Origin of the sequence: Maribacter sp. R86514 (genome assembly GCF_044597005.1) — a bacterium.
Taxonomy (GTDB): Bacteria; Bacteroidota; Bacteroidia; order Flavobacteriales; family Flavobacteriaceae; genus Maribacter.
Genome location: NZ_CP138999.1, coordinates 1,202,044 through 1,222,582, shown reverse-complemented (window position 1 = coordinate 1,222,582; position 20,539 = coordinate 1,202,044). Strand labels below are relative to the sequence as shown.

22 protein-coding genes are annotated in these 20,539 nt (G+C 33.9%); 9 read left to right on the top strand and 13 right to left on the bottom strand.

Annotated elements, in window-relative coordinates:
* Positions 1-24: 24 nt before the first annotated feature.
* Positions 25-1,119 carry a redox-regulated ATPase YchF gene (gene ychF / locus SJY30_RS05545; RefSeq protein WP_396634599.1) on the top strand — a complete coding sequence of 365 codons (1,095 nt, stop codon included), beginning with the start codon at positions 25-27 and terminating at the stop codon, positions 1,117-1,119.
* Here the strand turns inward: ychF and SJY30_RS05540 are convergent.
* Both SJY30_RS05540 and SJY30_RS05535 read right to left on the bottom strand, forming a co-directional pair.
* Positions 1,116-1,409 (bottom strand): chaperone modulator CbpM, encoded by a 294-nt coding sequence (locus tag SJY30_RS05540; protein ID WP_396634598.1) that lies wholly within the window; start codon positions 1,407-1,409, stop codon positions 1,116-1,118. The two genes, ychF and SJY30_RS05540, sit on opposite strands and share 4 nt — an antisense overlap.
* A gap of 1 nt (position 1,410) precedes the next feature.
* Positions 1,411-2,316, bottom strand: a complete 906-nt coding sequence (locus SJY30_RS05535; RefSeq protein WP_396634597.1) for a DnaJ C-terminal domain-containing protein — start codon at positions 2,314-2,316, stop codon at positions 1,411-1,413.
* A 238-nt stretch (positions 2,317-2,554) separates the two neighbouring features.
* On the opposite strand from SJY30_RS05535, the gene SJY30_RS05530 reads away from it, so the two are divergent.
* The 4 genes from SJY30_RS05530 to SJY30_RS05515 all read left to right on the top strand — a co-directional run bounded on the left by SJY30_RS05530 (position 2,555) and on the right by SJY30_RS05515 (position 8,606).
* The gene (locus SJY30_RS05530; protein ID WP_396634596.1) at positions 2,555-4,420 is read left to right on the top strand and encodes a DNA topoisomerase IV subunit B; all 1,866 of its coding nucleotides are present in this window, start codon (positions 2,555-2,557) and stop codon (positions 4,418-4,420) included.
* 25 nt (positions 4,421-4,445) lie between these two features.
* Positions 4,446-7,106: a DNA gyrase/topoisomerase IV subunit A gene (locus SJY30_RS05525; RefSeq protein ID WP_396634595.1), complete on the top strand. Its 2,661-nt coding sequence runs from the start codon at positions 4,446-4,448 to the stop codon at positions 7,104-7,106.
* 8 nt (positions 7,107-7,114) lie between these two features.
* The gene (gene mscL / locus SJY30_RS05520) at positions 7,115-7,546 is read left to right on the top strand and encodes a large-conductance mechanosensitive channel protein MscL (protein ID WP_396634594.1); all 432 of its coding nucleotides are present in this window, start codon (positions 7,115-7,117) and stop codon (positions 7,544-7,546) included.
* A 103-nt stretch (positions 7,547-7,649) separates the two neighbouring features.
* Positions 7,650-8,606: a sterol desaturase family protein gene (locus SJY30_RS05515; protein ID WP_396634593.1), complete on the top strand. Its 957-nt coding sequence runs from the start codon at positions 7,650-7,652 to the stop codon at positions 8,604-8,606.
* Between the two features lie 113 nt (positions 8,607-8,719).
* On the opposite strand, the gene SJY30_RS05510 is transcribed toward SJY30_RS05515, so the two are convergent.
* From SJY30_RS05510 to SJY30_RS05500, 3 genes are all read right to left on the bottom strand, one after another.
* Complete coding sequence (locus SJY30_RS05510; RefSeq protein WP_396634592.1) at positions 8,720-9,529, bottom strand: TerC family protein; 810 nt, start codon at positions 9,527-9,529, stop codon at positions 8,720-8,722.
* Between the two features lie 2 nt (positions 9,530-9,531).
* Positions 9,532-9,909, bottom strand: coding sequence for a hypothetical protein (locus SJY30_RS05505; protein ID WP_396634591.1), 378 nt, complete (start codon positions 9,907-9,909; stop codon positions 9,532-9,534).
* A 69-nt stretch (positions 9,910-9,978) separates the two neighbouring features.
* Positions 9,979-10,335: a helix-turn-helix domain-containing protein gene (locus SJY30_RS05500; protein ID WP_396634590.1), complete on the bottom strand. Its 357-nt coding sequence runs from the start codon at positions 10,333-10,335 to the stop codon at positions 9,979-9,981.
* A 261-nt stretch (positions 10,336-10,596) separates the two neighbouring features.
* Here SJY30_RS05500 and SJY30_RS05495 point away from each other — a divergent pair, with 261 nt between their 5' ends.
* The 3 genes from SJY30_RS05495 (at position 10,597) to SJY30_RS05485 (ending at position 12,903) form a co-directional block, all read left to right on the top strand.
* Positions 10,597-11,697, top strand: a complete 1,101-nt coding sequence (locus SJY30_RS05495; RefSeq protein WP_396634589.1) for a M14 metallopeptidase family protein — start codon at positions 10,597-10,599, stop codon at positions 11,695-11,697.
* Positions 11,698-11,816: 119 nt separating this feature from the next.
* Positions 11,817-12,296: an Lrp/AsnC family transcriptional regulator gene (locus SJY30_RS05490; protein ID WP_027066901.1), complete on the top strand. Its 480-nt coding sequence runs from the start codon at positions 11,817-11,819 to the stop codon at positions 12,294-12,296.
* Between the two features lie 85 nt (positions 12,297-12,381).
* The gene (locus SJY30_RS05485; RefSeq protein ID WP_396634588.1) at positions 12,382-12,903 is read left to right on the top strand and encodes a DinB family protein; all 522 of its coding nucleotides are present in this window, start codon (positions 12,382-12,384) and stop codon (positions 12,901-12,903) included.
* On the opposite strand, the gene SJY30_RS05480 is transcribed toward SJY30_RS05485, so the two are convergent.
* Both SJY30_RS05480 and aroB read right to left on the bottom strand, forming a co-directional pair.
* Positions 12,900-13,229: a hypothetical protein gene (locus tag SJY30_RS05480; RefSeq protein WP_396634587.1), complete on the bottom strand. Its 330-nt coding sequence runs from the start codon at positions 13,227-13,229 to the stop codon at positions 12,900-12,902. The two genes, SJY30_RS05485 and SJY30_RS05480, sit on opposite strands and share 4 nt — an antisense overlap.
* Positions 13,230-13,337: 108 nt before the next feature.
* Positions 13,338-14,399, bottom strand: a complete 1,062-nt coding sequence (gene aroB / locus SJY30_RS05475) for a 3-dehydroquinate synthase (protein WP_396634586.1) — start codon at positions 14,397-14,399, stop codon at positions 13,338-13,340.
* Between the two features lie 110 nt (positions 14,400-14,509).
* Between aroB and SJY30_RS05470 the strand changes: the two genes are divergently transcribed.
* Entirely contained in the window at positions 14,510-15,676 is a 1,167-nt protein-coding gene (locus SJY30_RS05470) for a proline dehydrogenase family protein (RefSeq protein WP_396634585.1), read from the top strand.
* A 7-nt stretch (positions 15,677-15,683) separates the two neighbouring features.
* On the opposite strand, the gene SJY30_RS05465 is transcribed toward SJY30_RS05470, so the two are convergent.
* The 6 genes from SJY30_RS05465 to SJY30_RS05440 all read right to left on the bottom strand — a co-directional run bounded on the left by SJY30_RS05465 (position 15,684) and on the right by SJY30_RS05440 (position 20,531).
* The gene (locus SJY30_RS05465; RefSeq protein ID WP_396634584.1) at positions 15,684-16,073 is read right to left on the bottom strand and encodes a DUF4258 domain-containing protein; all 390 of its coding nucleotides are present in this window, start codon (positions 16,071-16,073) and stop codon (positions 15,684-15,686) included.
* Positions 16,074-16,143: 70 nt separating this feature from the next.
* On the bottom strand, positions 16,144-17,343 hold the full coding sequence (locus SJY30_RS05460; RefSeq protein ID WP_036154187.1) for an alanine dehydrogenase: 1,200 nt from the start codon (positions 17,341-17,343) through the stop codon (positions 16,144-16,146).
* 97 nt (positions 17,344-17,440) lie between these two features.
* Complete coding sequence (locus tag SJY30_RS05455; protein WP_396634583.1) at positions 17,441-18,052, bottom strand: hypothetical protein; 612 nt, start codon at positions 18,050-18,052, stop codon at positions 17,441-17,443.
* Between the two features lie 149 nt (positions 18,053-18,201).
* Positions 18,202-18,333, bottom strand: coding sequence for a hypothetical protein (locus tag SJY30_RS05450; RefSeq protein ID WP_396634582.1), 132 nt, complete (start codon positions 18,331-18,333; stop codon positions 18,202-18,204).
* Between the two features lie 229 nt (positions 18,334-18,562).
* Positions 18,563-18,976, bottom strand: coding sequence for a tRNA (adenosine(37)-N6)-threonylcarbamoyltransferase complex ATPase subunit type 1 TsaE (gene tsaE, locus SJY30_RS05445; protein ID WP_396634581.1), 414 nt, complete (start codon positions 18,974-18,976; stop codon positions 18,563-18,565).
* A gap of 10 nt (positions 18,977-18,986) precedes the next feature.
* Positions 18,987-20,531, bottom strand: coding sequence for a PglZ domain-containing protein (locus tag SJY30_RS05440; RefSeq protein WP_396634580.1), 1,545 nt, complete (start codon positions 20,529-20,531; stop codon positions 18,987-18,989).
* Positions 20,532-20,539 lie beyond the last annotated feature (8 nt).

The following is a 20,539-nucleotide window of genomic DNA, read 5'->3' as shown; positions in this document are numbered from 1 at the left end:
TGCATCCTTGAAATATGATTAGTTATGAAAGCAGGTATTGTAGGATTGCCAAACGTTGGTAAATCAACACTTTTTAATTGTTTATCAAATGCAAAAGCGCAAAGTGCAAATTTTCCTTTTTGTACGATTGAACCTAATATAGGTGTGGTAAATGTGCCGGATGCTCGTTTGCAAAAGTTAGAAGAATTGGTTGATCCAGAGAGAGTTTTGCCTGCCACTGTAGAGATTGTAGATATTGCAGGGCTGGTTAAAGGAGCTAGTAAGGGCGAGGGACTAGGAAATCAGTTTTTAGGAAACATTCGTGAAACAGATGCTATATTACATGTATTGCGTTGTTTTGATAATGACAATATTGTTCATGTTGATGGTAGTGTTGATCCCATTAGAGATAAAGAGACCATTGATATGGAGCTTCAATTAAAAGATTTGGAGACCGTTGATAAGAAATTAGAGAAAGTTAAGAGAGCTTCTAGAACTGGTAATAAAGATGCCCAGAAAGAAGAGGCTGTTTTGCTTGCCATAAAAAACGGATTGGAAGCGGGTACTTCGGTAAGGGCTATTGAAATAGAAGAGGAATCTAGATCAGAGTTTGTAAAGCCTTTACAGTTCATCACAGATAAGCCAGTGATGTATGTTTGTAATGTAGATGAAGATGCTGCGGTATCTGGTAATGCATATGTTGAAAAAGTGAAAGAAACGGTTGCCGCAGAAAATGCTGAAGTTATTTTCTTAGCGGTTGGTACCGAAGCGGATATTACGGAGTTGGAGACTTATGACGAACGTCAAATGTTTTTAGAAGATTTAGGTTTGGAAGAGCCTGGTTCTGCTAAATTGATACGTGGAGCTTACAAGTTACTTGATTTGGAAACTTATTTTACTGCAGGTGTTAAAGAAGTTCGTGCTTGGACTATACCCGTTGGAGCAACGGCCCCACAAGCTGCGGGAGTTATTCATACCGATTTTGAAAAAGGATTTATCCGTGCAGAAGTTATCGCCTATGATGACTACGTTGCTCTAGGTAGTGAAGCAAAAGTTAAGGAAGCTGGTAAAATGAGAGTAGAAGGTAAGGAGTACGTTGTTAAAGATGGTGATGTAATGCATTTCCGTTTCAATGTTTAATGTTCATATATAGTCAACCGGTCACGTAGCTGTTTTAATTCTTGCTCTAATCGGTTGACTTTTTTTATCATATGGTTTAAGGTGTCTATACCTTCCATATTAATACCAAGCTCTTCTCGTAATCTATATATGCGTTCAATCTCAACAATATATTGTGGTTCAACATATATTTTATTTTCAATTTGCTGTACTTCGATCATTTCAAATTCTAAAAGATCATCTATGAATTCCATCGGAGTTTGTGTTCGTTGACAGTATACTTCTATCTGTATGTAGTTTTCTGAATTCATATTATCGTAATTCTGAAAGTTGTTTAAATAATTCTTTTTCTTTTTCTGAAAGCTTTGTAGGCATAATTACTTTGTAGGTAATGTATAAGTCTCCATGAGAACCTTTTTTCTTATAAACCGGCATACCTTTTCCTTTCAATTTCACTTTGGTGTCATTTTGGGTTTCAGGTTTTACTTTTAATTTTACTTTTCCTGATAAGGTTTCTACTTCTATAGAGCTTCCTAACATGGCATCATATAATGAGATTGATTCATTTTTATATAAATCGTTCTTCACTCTTTTGAAGTTGGTGTTATTGTTTATTTCAAATGTTAAGTATAAATCTCCCTTGGGGCCGCCATTCATACCTTCTCCGCCATAACCGGCAATTTTAATGGTTTGGCCGTCTTCAACTCCTGCGGGTATGGTTATTCTAATTTTTTTAGCTCCTAGGTCAAGGGTTTGTTTTTGGTCTTCAAGAATATCTAATAGGTTTAATTTTAAAGTTGCATTTAAGTCTTGACCTTTAAATTGTGTGGATCTTTGTCTTCCGCCACCGCTAAAACCACCTCCGGCACCACCGAACATAGATTCAAAGAAATCTGAAAAATCTTCTTGTGACCCGGTAGAACTGGAGTATGTTCTTCTGTTTCCGCCAGAAGAGCTGCGTTGGTTTCTTTTTGCTTCTTCAAAAGCATCGGCATGTTCCCAATCTTTACCGTACTGGTCGTATTTCTTTCTCTTTTCAGGATCACTTAAAACTTCATTCGCTTCATTTATACGTTGAAATTTTTCTTGTGCGCTCTTATCGTTCGGATTTAAATCTGGATGAAGCTTACGCGCTAATTTGCGATATGCCTTCTTTATATCTGCTTGTGATGCCTTCTTGTCAATTTCAAGAATTTTGTAGTAGTCAATAAATTCCATAGCTATTAAAATCTATCTTTAAAGATATTAAAAGAACAGTTTTTTGGCAATGACATATATCAGCATTTTCTAACTCTATTCTTTTAAAATTTAACGCTATCATTAGATGAATTTTGATGAGAAGGGCAATGACTATCAACAATGAGCGCCTATTAATTGTTAATTACTTTAACAGATAGCTATTTTATTTTTTGCTGAGTGGTGCTATCTTTAACGCAACTTTCTTAAACTTTTTTAAATGTCTAAAGACACAACTCAATATACTGAAGATAATATACGCTCGCTCGATTGGAAAGAACATATCCGATTACGACCTGGTATGTATATCGGTAAATTAGGTGATGGTTCGTCTGCAGATGATGGTATCTATATTTTGCTCAAAGAGGTTATCGATAACTGTATTGATGAGTTTGTAATGGGTGCCGGTAAAACCATTGAAATCTCTATTAAAGATAAAATGGTAAAGGTGAGGGATTATGGTCGTGGTATACCTTTGGGTAAAGTAGTGGACGTAGTTTCAAAAATGAATACCGGTGGTAAGTACGATAGCCGTGCCTTTAAAAAATCTGTTGGTCTAAATGGTGTTGGTACCAAAGCGGTAAATGCCTTGTCCAGTTTTTTTGAAGTTCAATCTTCTAGAGACAATCAATTAAAAACGGCTCAGTTTAGTTCTGGTAATTTAGAAAAGGAAATTGGTCCTGAGGAAACAGGAAAAAGAAAAGGAACCAAGGTTACCTTTATTCCTGATGACACTATCTTCAAAAATTATAAATACAGAAATGAGTATGTAGAACGCATGCTTAAGAATTATGTATACTTAAACCCAGGTTTGACCATCGTTTTTAACGGTGAAAAATTTCATTCAGAAAACGGACTTAAAGACCTTCTTGAGGATAATAACAATGTTGAGGATATGCTTTATCCTGTTATACATTTAAAAGGAGATGATATTGAAGTTGCCATAACGCATAGTAGAACACAGTATAGTGAGGAGTATCATTCTTTCGTTAATGGTCAACACACAACGCACGGTGGTACGCACCAAGCTGCTTTTAGGGAGGCTATCGTAAAAACAATTCGTGATTTTTATGGTAAATCTTATGATGCATCAGATATAAGAAAATCAATAATTTCTGCCATCTCCATAAAAGTGATGGAGCCTGTTTTTGAAAGTCAGACAAAAACAAAATTAGGGTCTACGGATATGGGTGGTAATTTCCCCACGGTTAGAACTTATATAAATGATTTTGTCGGTAAATATTTAGACAACTACCTTCATAAGAATGCCGATACTGCAGAGAAGCTTCAGCGTAAAATTATGATGGCAGAGAAAGAGCGTAAAGAGCTTTCTGGTATTAGAAAGCTGGCACGCGACAGAGCCAAGAAAGCTAGTCTTCATAATAAAAAGCTTCGCGATTGTAGAATACATTTGGGTGATATAAAAAAAGACAGACGATTAGAGACTTCGTTGTTTATTACCGAGGGAGATTCTGCATCTGGATCAATTACAAAATCTAGAGATGTAAATACGCAAGCTGTTTTCAGTCTTAAGGGGAAGCCTTTGAATTCTTACGGCATGTCTAAAAAGATTGTTTATGAGAATGAAGAATTCAATCTTTTACAAGCTGCATTGAATATAGAGGAGTCTATTGAAGATTTGCGTTACAATAATATCATAATCGCAACCGATGCCGATGTTGATGGTATGCATATTCGTTTGCTATTAATAACCTTCTTTTTGCAGTTTTTTCCAGAACTGATCAAAGAGAATCATTTGTACATTTTGCAAACTCCATTATTTAGGGTTAGAAATAAAAAAGAGACTATTTATTGCTATAGCGATGAAGAGCGACAAATGGCAATAAACAAGCTAAGCGGCAAACCTGAAATAACCCGATTTAAAGGGTTGGGTGAAATATCGCCAGATGAGTTTAGACATTTCATTGGTGATGATATTAGATTAGAACCAATTATGCTTGACAAGGCGATGTCTATTGAAGAGTTATTAAGTTTTTATATGGGTAAAAACACCCCTGATAGACAAAAATTTATAATCAATAACCTTAAAGTGGAGGTTGATTTGATAGAAGATAAAGTAGTATAAATTAAGTTAATACGATTGCTTCTGAATGGAAGAAAATGACGATTTGAACGAGGAAATTAACGACAACCTTTCCGAAGAGAATAATGAGAATACAGAATCTTCTGAGGCACTGACAAGAGTCTCTGGTATGTATAAGGACTGGTTCTTAGATTACGCATCTTACGTAATTTTAGAGCGAGCGGTACCTGCCATTGAAGACGGATTCAAACCTGTACAACGTCGTATCATGCATTCGTTGAAGGAACTTGATGATGGTAGATACAATAAAGTTGCCAATGTAGTTGGTCATACCATGCAGTATCACCCTCATGGAGATGCTAGTATTGCTGATGCCATGGTGCAAATTGGTCAAAAAGACCTGTTAATTGATACTCAAGGTAACTGGGGTAACATTTTAACGGGAGATAGGGCGGCTGCATCAAGATATATTGAAGCGAGATTATCAAAATTTGCCTTAGAGGTTATTTTTAGCCCCAAAATTACAGAATGGCAGGCTTCATATGATGGTAGAAAGAAGGAGCCGGTAAACTTGCCGGTTAAATTCCCTCTGTTATTGGCTCAAGGGGCAGAAGGTATTGCTGTTGGTTTATCTACTAAGGTACTTGCTCATAATTTCGTTGAGCTAATTGATGCTTCTATTAAGCATCTAAAAGGGCAGCGATTTAAAATCTATCCTGATTTTCCTACAGCTGGTATTATAGATGTTACTAATTATAATGATGGACTTAGAGGTGGTAAAATTAGAGTCCGTGCAAAGATATCTCAGTTAGATAAGAATACGCTAGTAATCAATGAAATACCTTATGGTACCAATACTGGTAGTTTAATAGATTCAATTTTAAAAGCCAATGACAAGGGCAAGATAAAAATCAAGAAAATAGAGGACAATACTGCTGCCGATGTTGAGATTTTAATACATCTTCCATCGGGTATTTCACCTGATAGAACTATTGATGCCTTGTATGCTTTTACCGCTTGTGAATCTTCTATATCTCCTCTTGGGTGTATTATAGAAGACAATAAGCCTTTATTTATCGGGGTAACCGAAATGCTCAAGCGATCTACCGATTCAACGGTAGATCTGTTGAAACAAGAGCTGGAAATTCAACTTAAAGAGTTAGAAGAGCAATGGCATTTTGCATCTTTAGAGCGTATTTTTATTGAAAATCGTATTTATCGTGATATCGAGGAAGAGGAAACTTGGGAAGGGGTAATAAATGCTATTGATAAAGGTTTGGCTCCTTTTACGAAACACTTAAAACGTGCGGTAACTGTAGAGGATATTACTAGACTTACAGAAATTCGTATTAAAAGGATATCTAAGTTCGATTTAGATAAGGCTCAGCAGCATTTAGAAAGTCTTCAAGAACGAATTGCGGAAGTAAAGCATCATTTGGCCAATCTTATTGACTTTGCAATAAATTATTTTAAGAATCTTAAGGATACTTATGGTAAGGATAGAGGTCGTATGACTGAAATTCGTGTTTTCGATGATATTGAAGCTACAAAAGTTGCTATCAGGAATACGAAACTTTATGTAAATAGGGAAGAAGGTTTTGTGGGTACTTCACTGAAGAAAGATGAGTATGTGACCGATTGTAGTGATATTGATGATATTATTATGATTACCAATTCAGGTAAGATGATGGTGTCTAAAGTAGATTCTAAAATATTTGTGGGTAAAGGTATTATCCATGTCGCTGTATTTAAGAAAAAAGACAAGCGTACTACTTATAACTTAATTTACAAAGATGGTAAGGGTGGCGCTACATACATTAAACGTTTTAATGTTACAAGCATAACTAGGGATCGGGAGTATGATTTAACTACGGGTAAACCGGGGTCTCAAGTATTGTATTTTTCCGCTAATCCAAATGGTGAAGCTGAGGTCATTACGGTTTTACTACGTCAAGTCGGTAGTATTAAAAAATTAAAATGGGATATCGACTTTTCTGATGTCCTTATCAAAGGAAGGGCTTCAAAAGGAAATATTGTTACCAAATATTCTGTTAAGCGTATAGAATTAAAGGAAAAAGGGGTTTCTACCCTTAAGCCAAGAAAAATTTGGTTCGATGATGTTGTACGAAGGTTGAATGTAGATGGAAGAGGTGAATTATTAGGAGAATTTAAGGGGGATGATCTAATCTTGGTTATAAATCAAAAAGGGGTTGCAAAAACCTTTCTGCCAGTACTTACTTCTCATTTTGATGATGAAATGATCGTATTGGAGAAATGGATACCTGAAAAGCCTATTTCAGCTATTTATTGGGAAGGTGAAAAAGAACGATATTACATCAAGAGGTTCTTGATCGAAAACGAAAACAAAGAAGAATTGTTTATTTCAGAACATCCAAAATCATATTTGGAGCTTGTTTCTACCGATTGGAAACCAATGGTTGAAGTTGAATTTCCTAAGCCAAGAGGCAAGGAGGCAAAAGAAAATGAATCTGTTGATGTTGAAGGTTTTATATCGATTAAGGGAATAAAAGCTTTAGGTAATCAATTTATTACAGAGAAGGTCAAGAATATAAATCTTCTTGATCCCCTACCTTATGAGCCAGAGGTTCCTGAAGAGGTTGAGAATATTGAAGTGGTAGATGAAGAATCTGTAGCGTCTGGTGATGATGAAGGAAAGTCCAAAGATCAAGATGCCGGGTCAGCAGATGAACCAACATTATTTGATTAGTCCGTATTATGAAAAAGTTTTTCGAAGAGTTTAAGAACTTTGCCATAAAAGGCAATATGATAGATTTGGCGGTAGGTATTATTATTGGTACTGCATTCAATAAAGTGGTTAGCACAATTGTTTCGGCTATTATTATGCCACCACTTTCTTTATTGACCGATGATGTTAATCTTTCAAATAAAAAGTGGGTTCTTAGGGAAGCTGCAGAATCCATAGAAGAGGTTGCTATAGGTTATGGTGAGCTTATTGAATCATTAATAGATTTTGGTATTATAGCGTTTACCATATTCGTTATGGTCAAATTTATAAATAGATTTAAAGAGAAATCAGAAGATCCTTCCAATAAAGAAGTGGAAACTCCTAAAAACATTGTTTTATTATCTAATATGGAGAAATTGCTGCAAGAACAAAATGCTATACTTAAAAAGAAAAATAATTAATTTGTTTAATTATTGAGAAGTCTTATTGTAAAATAGAATGTTAAGATTAGACAAATTTTAAGAATAATTGCTTTTATAACTACCTTTACAAAAATTTCGATTAATGGATTTCACTAACCCCCTGGTGTATGGCGCACCAGCCTTTATTGCCTTTATTTTATTAGAATTGACCTACAGCAAAACTCATGGAGATGATGATCTTTATGATTGGAAAGATTTTGCGGCAAGTAGTGCAATGGGAATTGGATCAGCTATTATTGGTCCTTTGCTTAAAGTAATTTTATTAGTTGTTCTTTTTGAATATGCTTATGAGTTGTTTAATCCAATGGTAGACGGTGTAAGAAATAATATCATGGGTTATGAATCTTTTGGATACGCTTGGTACGTTTGGTTACTTTGCCAATTGGCGGATGATTTTACATATTATTGGTTTCATAGGGCTAATCATGAGATTAGAATTCTTTGGGCGGCACATATTGTACATCATTCATCTGACAACTTTAATTTAGGTACCGCTATTCGTAATGGATGGTTCACGTTACTTTACAAGCCCTTTTTCTATGTTTGGATGCCTATTATTGGTTTCCCGGTAGAAATGGTTGTAGTGTGTTTGGCTATTGAGTCGTTCTGGCAATTTCAACTGCATTCGCAGTACGTTCCTAAAATGGGATTCATTGAGAAAATATTTAATACGCATACCATGCACCAGGTGCACCATGCTCAAAATGTGGAGTATTTAGATAAAAACCATGGTGGATTCTTAAATTTCTTTGATAAGATTTTTGGTACTTGGAAAGAATATGATGAAAATATTGATGTGAAATTTGGTGTTATACATGCTCCAAACTCTAATAATCCCATTGTTATTCTAACTCATGAGTTTAAGGATATTTGGGCAGATACAAAGAAGTCTAAAAAGCTTAGTCATAAGTTGATGTACATTTTCGGACCTCCGGGATGGAGTCATGATGGAAGTACAATGACAGTTAAACAGCAACAGCGCTTGTTTAAAGAGCAAAAAGAAGCTAATCCAGGTGTTTCCTTTGATAGACCTAATTAAAGCAATATAAAAGACTAAAACGGTTTATCTGTTTTCGGTTCTTCAAAGTATAAATAAAAATCCCGATTGAGCATAAGCTTAATCGGGATTCTTTTGTTAGAATTGTAAAATATTTAATCTTCTACTTCGGTAACTGGTTTTTTATTCTTTTTCATTCGTAGGTCAAAGAACTCAACCATTAAAGAGAATGCTATTGAGAAATACAGATAACCTTTTGGTATGGTACCAACTTCGTTGCCAAATACTACCAAGTGACATAAATGTGCTGATTCTGCTATTAACATAAAGCCAATCAGTATTAAGAACGATAGCCCAAGAATTTGTATGGAAGGGTGTCTGTTAACGAACTCACCCACAGGGTTGGCAAATAGCATCATAATAACTACAGAGATAACTACTGCTACAATCATTAATACTAGTGCATCATTTGGGTTAGGTGATATTCCGTTAGTCATCCCTATTGCCGTTAGTATAGAGTCAAATGAAAACACAATGTTTATTACCGTTATTTGGAGTATAGCATTGGTTAATGATGTTGATCTAGCCTTTTTAACTTCACGTTCATCGTGACCTTTATCTTCAACTTTTTCATGAATTTCCTTAGTACTCTTGTAGAGTAGAAACAATCCACCCAAAAAAAGGATAATACCTTGTCCGCTTATTCCGCCAGTGATCCAGTTACTATCAAATACCCAAAACGGCTTTTTCATTGAAGTAAGTAGTGTTATTCCGAATAGTAATATTATACGCATAACCATTGCCAATACAAGACCTATATTGGTTGCTTTTTTTCGTTGTGCAGGATCTAGTTTCCCTGCGGCTATGGAAATGAAAATGATATTGTCTATTCCTAAAACAATTTCAAGAAAGGTTAAGGTAAGTAATGCAATCCAGGCATCTGGATTAGTGAAAATTTCGAACATGGTTAGTTGGTTTTAATTGCGGTTCCGGTTTTTACTATTAGTTTTTTATTGGGGTCTTTTACGGCGCTTTTGTATTGAAATGTGTATGAAGAATCTGTAGTGCTGATAATTTTGTAGTGTATAGCTGTCTTACCATTTATATCCTGCAAGACGAATTCACAATCGTTGAACCAACGTACGGTTGCGCTGTCAACTTTATTTTCATAATAGTCTATACTGTAATCTTCTGTCCTTATAAATTTCCCTTCCTTTAAGGTGTCATTAATTTCATAATTAAACTTGAAAGCGCCTGTTTTATACTTTTCACAATCACGTTCAGGTTCATAACACGAGCCTAATATTAAACATAATGCAAGGGTCGAAAATATATTTTTCATCATGCTGCAAAATAATGAAAATAGGGGTGATGTAATTAAAAAATAAGAGAATACTTCATCTTTTGCTTACAATCAAATTTCAGAATATGTCTTAAAAGTGCCATCAGTAAAAAATATAACAATGCGATCAACCTTCTTGTCGGTCGTTACTTTTTGTAGTGGTTCTTTGGGTGTGTCTTGTGTTACATTATTTCTTTGCGTAGATTTTGGATATGTGCCTTTGCCGTAAAGAAGCCATTGTAAATCTACCTCGGTAAAAGCATCGTCTACTTTCATAATAAACTCCAAGCTTGGTTTGTTTCTTCCGTTTAATAAATGAGAAATACTAGATCGCTGCACGTTAATTAAATCTGCAAATGCAGCTGAAGAAAGTTCGTTGTGCACTAAAATTGTCTTTAATCTAGTAAGGAAAGAAGTGGGGTCTAGCATGTTTACAAAGTTAATATATTCTATAATCTAGAATTGTTAATTTGGCTAATAATTATCCTTTAAATATAGATTATTAATTAAGTTTTTCTTTAAATTTAATTTTTCAAATTACTGATTTAATGTGTTTTATGTGTTTATTGGTCATATTGGTTAAAATTGTAAATTCTGTTCTATTGTAAACCAGCGTTGTTATATCATTGAATGTTTACAATTGTAAACAACACCTGTAGTATTTTTGTATTTTATAAAAGTTGAATGTTAATGGAGGAATTGAATTATAACAATGTTTATGTCTCGGAAATTTCGGGGCAATATATTAATTACGATCATTTAAATGATTTTATAAATACACTGCCCCCAACATTTAAAATTAAAGAAGAAGGGAAATCTGTACGCAGTGAATCTATAAAAAGTATCGAGTTTGGAAATGGTTCTCATCGCATTTTAATGTGGTCACAAATGCACGGTAATGAATCTACCACTACCAAAGCTACTATAGATTTATTGAACTATTTTAAAAAAGATTCTACACATGTAAATGAAATTTTAAAAGCATGCACTATTAAAATAATACCCATTTTAAATCCTGATGGTGCTCGGGTCTATACCAGGGTCAATGCAAATAGAATTGATCTTAATAGGGATGCGCAAGATTTAACTCAACCTGAAAGCCGTATTTTAAAAAGAGTGTATGAAAATTTTAAACCAGACTTTTGTTTTAATCTTCATGATCAGCGTACTATTTTCAATGTAGGGAATACGAATAAACCAGCAACCGTTTCATTTTTGGCTCCTGCTTTTGATGTAGAGCGTAATAATTCTCCATCACGCAAAATAAGTATGCAATTAATCGCTGCAATGAATAGCATGTTGCAAGAAGAAATTCCCGGGCAAGTTGGTAGGTATGATGATAGCTTTAATGCCAATTGCGTTGGCGATGCCTTTCAAATGAAAAAAACACCTACCATATTATTTGAGGCTGGTCATTATAGTAATGATTACAATAGGGATATCACCAGGGGTTATATTTTTAAAGCTTTGATAAAAGTTTTAGATACTATTGTTTTTGACAAAATTCAAGAGTATACGGTAAAACAATATGAAGCTATTCCAGAAAATGGAAAGCAATTTGTAGACATTTTAGTTCTTAATCCAGATTTTACTGTAAATAAATTGACTAAAAGCGGTATTGTTGCCATACAATTTAAAGAAGTATTGAAAGCTAAGAAATTGGAGTTTGTGCCAGGTTTATATGTTTTTGAAAAAGAACCAATAGAGATTTTTGGTCATAAAACATTGAACTGCAATGATGAAAATGATATTTTGTGGCTTAAAGAAAGTGGTTTGGAGCATCTGCTATAGTGAATTTTATTGTTTTATTTCTTTGAAAATGTAATAATGTTTACGTTTTCATTAAAAAAAATCAAGTTTCAATGAATTTAATGTGATTATTTTTTATTTTTGGCAAAAATTTTACAACTATGGGCAAAGTCAAATTAGACGAAATAGACCACCAAATTCTGGATATGTTGATTGACAACACCAGAACTCCTTTTACCGATATCGCAAAAAAACTTCTTATATCTGCTGGTACAGTACACGTTAGAGTTAAGAAAATGGAAGAAGCAGGAATCATAAAAGGTTCTTCGCTTACTTTAGATTATGTAAAGTTAGGTTATGCTTTCATAGCATACGTTGGTATTTTTCTTGAAAAAACACACCAAACTAAATTTGTGTTGGAGCGTTTAAATCAAATACCTAATGTAACCATTGCACATATTACAACAGGTAAATTCAATATTTTCTGTAAAATTAGAGCTAAGGATACTACACATGCTAAAAATATTATCTTTAAAATAGATGATATAGATGGTATTAGTAGAACAGAAACAATGATTTCATTAGAAGAAAGCTTTAACGATAAAAAACGTTTGATGCATACAATATTTAATGAGTTATAGAAATAGGTTATTCAACTAACTTAAAAAGAGCCCGGTTATATCTTATGATTGGGCTTTTTTAATTTGAAATATTTAAATTTTTAGAATGACGGTTAAAGATTTACAAGAAAACGAACTGCAATTTTTTTATAGTACTTATTTAAAAACCCTTGATGAGAAAGAAGATTTAAAATCTGCTTTATTGAAAGGGAGAAAAAGTTTTGAAGATTTGGTTCATGGATTAAATGATGAACAATTTCTATATAGTTATGGAGAAGGTAAATGGACTGTTGCTGAAGTTTTAGTGCACTTAATAGACACTGAGCGCGTATTTCAATATAGGGCATTTAGAATATCTAGAAATGACAAAACCCCTTTGCCAGGGTTTGACCATAATATCTTTGTTGAAGAAAGTAATGCCAATAAACGTACTAAAGAAGATATATTAAAAGAATACCTTTCTGTTCGAGATGCGTCAATTAGTTTATTTGATGCAATGTTAGATCAAAATCTTAAACGTGTTGGTACGGCCAGTGATATTTCTTGGTCAGTAGCTGCTTTAGGCTTGGTAATTAGCGGTCATCAACAGCACCATGAAAATATACTGCAAGAACGATATTTCAATTAATAAAGTTCTTCTTCATTTTCTGTTTCAAAACTAAAAGATAGTGCTTTAGACATATCTTCAGATTTCATTACTTCCTCTGCGGTTTTAGATTCTAGCTCTTTTTCAATGTTTTCTTCAAAGTTAGCAATGAAGTTAGAAAGGCTTTTGCTTATTTTAACCAGATACAGTGTGTCGTCTGTTTTAATTTCAACAGCTTCAACATAATCGCCTTTAATGTTCTTGAAAGATATGATGTCTTCATCACCATATCCATGTGGGTAAGTTTCTATTAAAAGGGCTGCTAATTGGTGATCTAATTTACGGTAATCGATAAGGCGTCGTGTCATAACTATTTTATTTATAGAAGGTTGTGTATATCTATAACTAAACTAGTCATTAAACTCAGATTACTGTTTATAGAGTTGTGAAAGTGCTATTTTTGGTATGTGAAGTTTTTAAACTTTGTAGTAAGCGAATGCTTCGGCAAATAATTCTACGGGAATTTCAACATCTATTATTGGCTCACCAACAGTTTTTAAGAGTACAAAATTTACTTTTCCGTGAGAATTTTTCTTGTCATATTTCATCAACTTTAAAATATTTTCAAAATCATCATCAGAAAATTCAACTTTTTCGTACTTGTCTAAAAAAGTCGTTTTGATATCATTTAATGATTGCTCTGATAGTCCTAAAAGTTTGTGTGAAAGATATCCTTCTAAAATCATACCTACTGCAATAGCCTCGCCATGTAATAACATTTCTTTTGATTCGCTCTCTAGAAAATAAGACTCTATAGCATGACCTAGGGTATGACCGTAGTTTAAAATCTTGCGTATATTTTGTTCCGTAGGGTCTTGCAGTACTACCTCATTTTTTATTTGGATAGAAGTAAGAATATGCTTTTTCATATCCTCTAAGCTATTTGCTTCTTTTAGAGCTTCCCAATAGCTATTACTCTGAATAAGTCCGTGTTTAAGCATTTCTGCAAAACCACTGATAACTTGCCTATTTTCTAGGGTATCTAGAAAATCAGGAATGACTAATACCATTACCGGTTGATTTATAACACCTATTTGGTTTTTTAAAGCGCCTAGATCTATTCCGGTTTTACCGCCAACAGAGGCATCTACCATAGATAATAGGGTAGTGGGTACGTTAATGAAGTCTATGCCTCTTTTAAAGGTTGAAGCAATAAAGCCTCCCATATCCGTTAATACTCCACCGCCTAAATTGATCATAACGCTTTTTCGGTCGGCTCCTAATTCTGATAAGGCTTCCCATACGCCAACACATGTTTCAATGTTTTTATTAATCTCGCCCGATTCTATTTCAATAATTTCAAATTGATAATCCCCATTAATCTCTGCCATAAAATTTGGTAAACAAAGCTCGTGGGTGTTCTCATCAACCAGAATAAAAACTATAGAATATTTTTTATCCGCTAAATGAGCATTTAAAGCTTTAAAAGCTTCCTCGTTAAAATGTACTGCGTAAGAATCTGAAATTATAGAATCCATTGAAAATATGGCTTTTTGTGTTTGTAATTCTACCGCAAAATAAAGGTTATTTTTAGTCTTAGGATTATAAATTCTGTGATTATATTTGATCGTTATTGAAATTATAAAGAATGGACCAAATTTTTGAAAATACTGCAACTGCATTTGCCTTAAAAACCGATTCGGAATTAGAAAGAGCATACTTTCTTTTTAAAATGATTTCCAATGAACCGTTAGTGAAAATGGGTTCGGTAATTACAAACTTCGCATTTAAAGCCCATTTGCCAGTTGAAAGTTTAATAAGAGCTACAGTTTTTGACCACTTCTGTGGTGGAGTGAACGAACGTGATTGTTTACCTGTGGTAGACCGTATGTGGGAGAAAGGAGTATGTTCTGTACTCGATTATTCTGTTGAAGGCAAAGAGGAGGAAGATCCTTTTGATGCGGCTACTGAAATTATTTTGACAATTTTAGATTTCGTGAAAGAAAAAGAAGCAATACCGTATGCCGTTTTTAAACCAACGGGTTTTGGTCGTTTTGCGCTTTATCAAAAAATAAGCGAAAAGAAAAAGCTTACCTCGTCTGAAGAGGCGGAATGGCAACGTGTTGTGAATAGATTTGATAAGGTATGTAAGAAAGCACATGATTTAGAAGTTTCCCTTTTGATCGATGGAGAAGAAAGTTGGATGCAAGATGCGGCAGATAACTTAGCCGAAGATATGATGCGTAAGTACAACAAAAAGAAGCGTATTGTTTTTAATACTTTACAGACTTACAGGTGGGATCGCTTACCTTATTTAAAGTCATTGCATGAACGTGCCGTTAAAGATGGCTTTTTGGTAGGTATGAAAGTGGTACGAGGTGCTTACATGGAAAAGGAAAATGACCGTGCGAAAGAAAAAGGGTATGTTTCTCCAATATGTAAAACCAAAGCAGAAACAGACGATAATTTCAATGCTACAATAGAATACATGATTAATCATTTAGATACGCTTTCCATATTTGCCGGTACACATAATGAAGAAAGTTGTTATCGTTTAATGCAATTGATGGAAGATAACGGGGTTGATAAGAATAACACACATATTTGGTTTGGCCAGCTTTATGGTATGAGTGATCATATCTCTTATAACTTAGCGGCTAATGGGTATAATGTTGCTAAATATTTGCCATTTGGCCCTGTACGCGATGTTATGCCATATTTAATTAGAAGGGCAGATGAAAATACATCCGTTGCCGGACAAACGAGTAGAGAGTTGTCTTTATTAAAAAAAGAAAGAAAGCGTAGAAAAATGTAAAAAGATTTTATTCTCTTTCTACTTTCTGTATTGTGGCTTTTTCTCTGCAATTTCTAACAGTAAATGTATAATCGCGTTCCTTGTATTCAGACTCTATAATGTATGTTTTACAGGGAACGGATTTTGTATCACTTTTACTAAAATCAACATCTCCTTCGGTTAATATATAAGTAACACCTATAGAATCTAATTCAAACGCTTTAAGTTTTTGTGTAGCTTCATCGCTGTAGTACATAGATTTAGATCTAATATCTTTTAATGTTCTACAATCTGGTAGGTAACAGAAATATACTCCCGTTTCTTGAGATTTCTTTTTCAGAAAAAAAGTTAGAAACACAATACCAATTGATAAGCCAACTAAGAAAAAACCTAACCTTTTAATAAAATCCATATTCATGCTTCAATACTTTTAAGAGCGCAAAATTATGCCTTTTAAAATGGATAGGAAAAGGAATGTCTTTTGTATTCTAAAAAATAAGGAAATTTATGTCACTGTATTGTAAATCGAACCATTCGCCTACAGACTTGTTGGTTAAAATACCGTGGTACATATATAGTCCGTTACGAAGACCTTTATCAAAGCGAAGTGAATTTTCTAATCCGCCATCTTCTCCTATTTTTAGTAGGTATGGTGTAAAAATATTGCTAATGCTTACCGATGCTGTTTTTGGATATCTAGACGGAATGTTTGGCACACCATAATGTATAACATCAAATTTCTTTCTAGTTGGCTTGTTGTGGTCGGTTATTTCACTGGTTTCAAAACATCCACCTGTATCAATACTTACATCAATAATGACAGCACCTTTTTTCATGTGCTCTACCATAGTACTGGTCACAACAACGGGCGATCGATCTTTCCCTCTAGTTGCTCCAATTGCTACGTCGCAACGTTTTAAGGCTTTTAATAGGTTTTTGGGTTGAATGGTAGATGTGTAGACTGTTTGTTTTAAGTTGGTCTGTATATTTCTAAGCTTGGTTATGGAATTGTCAAAGACTTTGACATTTGCTCCAATTCCTATAGCTGATCGAGCTGCGAACTCACCGACTGTTCCTGCGCCTATAATAACTACTTCCACAGGTGGTACACCGCTAATATTACCAAACATGAGTCCGTTACCATTGTTATTGGCAGCCATTAATTCTGCTGCAATTAGAACTGAAGAAATACCGGCAATTTCACTAAGTGATCTTACAGCAGGGTACTTACCTTCTTCATCTCTAATATATTCAAATGCAATAGCAGTAATTCGTTTTCTTGCTAATTCTTCAAAATATTCCTTATACTGTGTCTTAATTTGAAGTGCCGATATAATTGTTGTCTGTGGGTTTATATATTCTATTTCCGTAAGGGTAGGAGGCTCAACTTTTAGAATTAAAGGGCAAGCGAAAACTTTCTTGGTGTCTCTAGTAATTTCTCCACCTGCAGTAACATAATCTGCATCAGAGTAATGTGCGCCTTCACCAGCACCAGATTCTATTAAAACACGATGACCGTTAGCGGTAATGGCATTTACGGCATCTGGAGTAAGACAAATTCTTTTTTCTTGGTATTGATTTTCCTTTGGAATACCTATAAATAATTCTCCTTTTTGACGCAAAACCTCTAGGGTTTCCTCTTGTGGAATTAATTGGTGCTTACTAAAAGGTGAAGTGGGTTGGTTCATAACTTAATAATGAGTTGTTCAAATCAATGACCTGAATCTCAAATGTACAATTTTTAAAGAAATGAATGATTTGTACTTTTTTAAAGATATTGAATAGTTACGATTTTAATTGTAACCAACCTTGAATTCGATTTTGAACATTTTTATAAATGTTCTCTAAGTTTCCAGTAGATAATTTTTCGTTTATATCTTCCGATATTGTAGTAATCTCAGCAGTTTGGTCATTTGTAGGGTTGTTACTTGTGTCATTAGTATTATGAATCCCCTTTGCCTTTAATTCTTCCAATTCAGCTTCAATTGCTTCCAAATCAATGCCATGTACATGCTTGTCGTACAATTTGACACGGATAATATAAACAAAAGGAATGGTTATCATGCAAATAGGAATCAACCACCAAATATTATCAGTATCTACGACATCATCTGAATCATATAAGACTTCAAATAATTGAAAAGCATACATTGCAATTGGTATGATAATAATGTGATACCACCAGTCTCTAGAAGTTAAAAACCAAAAAATCATTAAATAAAGAGGAACAATTTTAGTTGTTAAAAACCAAACATAGGTTTTAGCATCAGAAAAACCGTTACCTCCTAATATAAAACCAAAAAAAGTTAAATCACCATTGGAATTATAAGGTAGGTATTCATAGCCTTTGTATAAGAAAGGTGAAATTGCTATAAAAAAAACTAAAAGAGACTCCATAAAAATCTTCTTTTTAGCTTTCTTTTTTTTGACTTTCTTTATCATTTGCATTATAGTATTACTATATGCTAACGATGTAATGAGTTAAATATTATATATAAAAAAAGAGCAATAAAATTGCTCTTTAAATTTGATAGAATAATTTTGAATTATATTCTCTTAGTAATCTTTTTCTTTTCAATATTCAAATCTTGATTATCAATATCAATAATCGGTGCAGTCATAGCTAAAAGAAATACGCCTAAAGCGATTGATGCTAAGAATGTTTTTTTGTTTTTCATTTTCAAGGGGTTTTTGGTTATACTAAATATTTCGTTCTCCTACAAACGTAAGAAAAAATATACAACTAAATACTCTTTTGTCGTTAAAATTATGTATTTAAACCGATTTTTTGAACATTTTATCGAATTCTTCGTTTTTCATCGAAAAAATGCAATAAATCTTTGCTTAGAACGATGTGCGAATTGCTAATTCAGAATAATCATTAAACTCCATGATTTGCGATAGCTTTTATTTTAAGATAATTAGCTTCCTAGTAGTTTCATCTAAAATTTCAATTTTTATGTTCTGAACATCTTTGGGTATTAAACTTGGAATTTTTTCTGGCCATTCCATAAATATCCATCCGCCGGAGGCTAAATAATCATCTAGACCCATGTCCATAGCTTCTTCTTCATCTTCCAACCGATAAAAATCGAAATGGTGACCTAATAGCCCACCAGACTCTAATGCGTATTCGTTAACCAAACCAAATGTAGGGCTGCTTACATTGTCACTACTACCTAATTCTTTTACGAGTGTTTTGATCAATGTTGTTTTCCCTGCACCCATAGGAGCATAAAAAGCAAGAGTCTTGCTGCTGGCGTGTTTAATAATCTGCTTAGCAATATTCTTTAATTCACCTTCTTGATAAATGAATTCCATAATCTGTAATTTATTTTGGTTCCAAAACTACAAAAGGTATGATCATTTCTTCGAGTGAAACGCCGCCATGTTGGTAAGTATTCCTGTAATAACTAACATAGTGATTGTAGTTATTAGGGTAGGCAAAAAACAAATCGTTCTTGGCAAAGATATAAGAGCTGCTCATATTTATACTTGGTAAGTGAATAGATTTTGGGTCTTTCGCTGCAAGAACATCGTTTTTTTCATAGGTAAGGCTTCTGCCTGTTTTATAGCGTAAGTTTAGACTGGTGTCTCTGTCGCCTACCACTTTTGAAGGGGATTTCACATTTATAGTTCCATGATCTGTTGTGATAATCAGTTTCATTCCCAAAGTTTGGGCTTGCTGTATGATTTCTAACATCGGCGAATTCTTAAACCAACTGGTAGTCAGTGACCTGTAAGACTTATCATTTGACGCCAACTCTTTAATTACTTCCATTTCTGTTTTTGAATGAGAAAGCATGTCAACAAAATTGTATACAATTACGGTTAGGTCGTTGTCTTTTTGTGCTTTGAAATTCTGGCTAAGATGCTTCCCTTGCTTTAAGCTACTAATCTTGTGATATTCCCATTTTAAATCTAAACCCAATCTTTTAAGCTGTTCTCCTAGAAACTTATCTTCAAATAAGTTTTTGCCTCCTTCATCAGTATCGTTTTTCCACCATTCTGGATATTTTTTTTCCATGGCAAGCGGAGTAAGCCCTGAAAATATGGCATTTCTTGCATATTGGGTAGCTGTTGGGAGTATGCTATAATATGAATCTTCCTTTTTCTTTTTGTAAAAGGTGTTAACCGTATCTTCAAAAGCATACCATTGATCATAACGTAAATTGTCTACCACTATCAACAATGTCTTTTGGTCTTTAATTTCTGGCGCAATCCATTCCTTAAATAAGGTGTGAGACATTACTGGTGCATCAATATCTGTAAACCAATCCTCATAATTTCGATCTACAAACTTTCCGAATTGTTGATTTGCTTCGGTCTTTTGAGATTCTAATATCTCAAACATTCCGCTGTCCTCAATTTCTTCTAACTGTAATTCCCAATAAATCAATTTTTTATATAAATCTGCCCACTCTTGGTAAGTGCTTACCATAGAAAGGTCCATCGCAATTTTTCTAAATTCTTGCTGATAATTACTTGTAGTCTTTTCAGAAACCAATCTTGAGTGGTCTAAATTCTTCTTTAGGGAAAGTAATATCTGATTAGGATTTACTGGTTTTATAAGGTAATCTGCAATTTTAGAACCAATGGCTTCTTCCATTATGGATTCTTCTTCACTCTTGGTAATCATGACCACAGGCAAAGAGTTATCTATTATTTTAATTTCCGAAAGTGTTTCAAGTCCAGAAATACCGGGCATGTTTTCGTCCAAAAAAACGATATCCACTCTTGTTTCCGCTAGCTCCTCTATGGCTTCTTGACCGCTTTGACAGGTGATTACGCTGTAATTTTTAGATTCTAAAAAGATAATATGAGGCTTGAGTAAATCGATTTCATCATCTACCCACAATATTTTTATTTTGTTCATTGAATTAT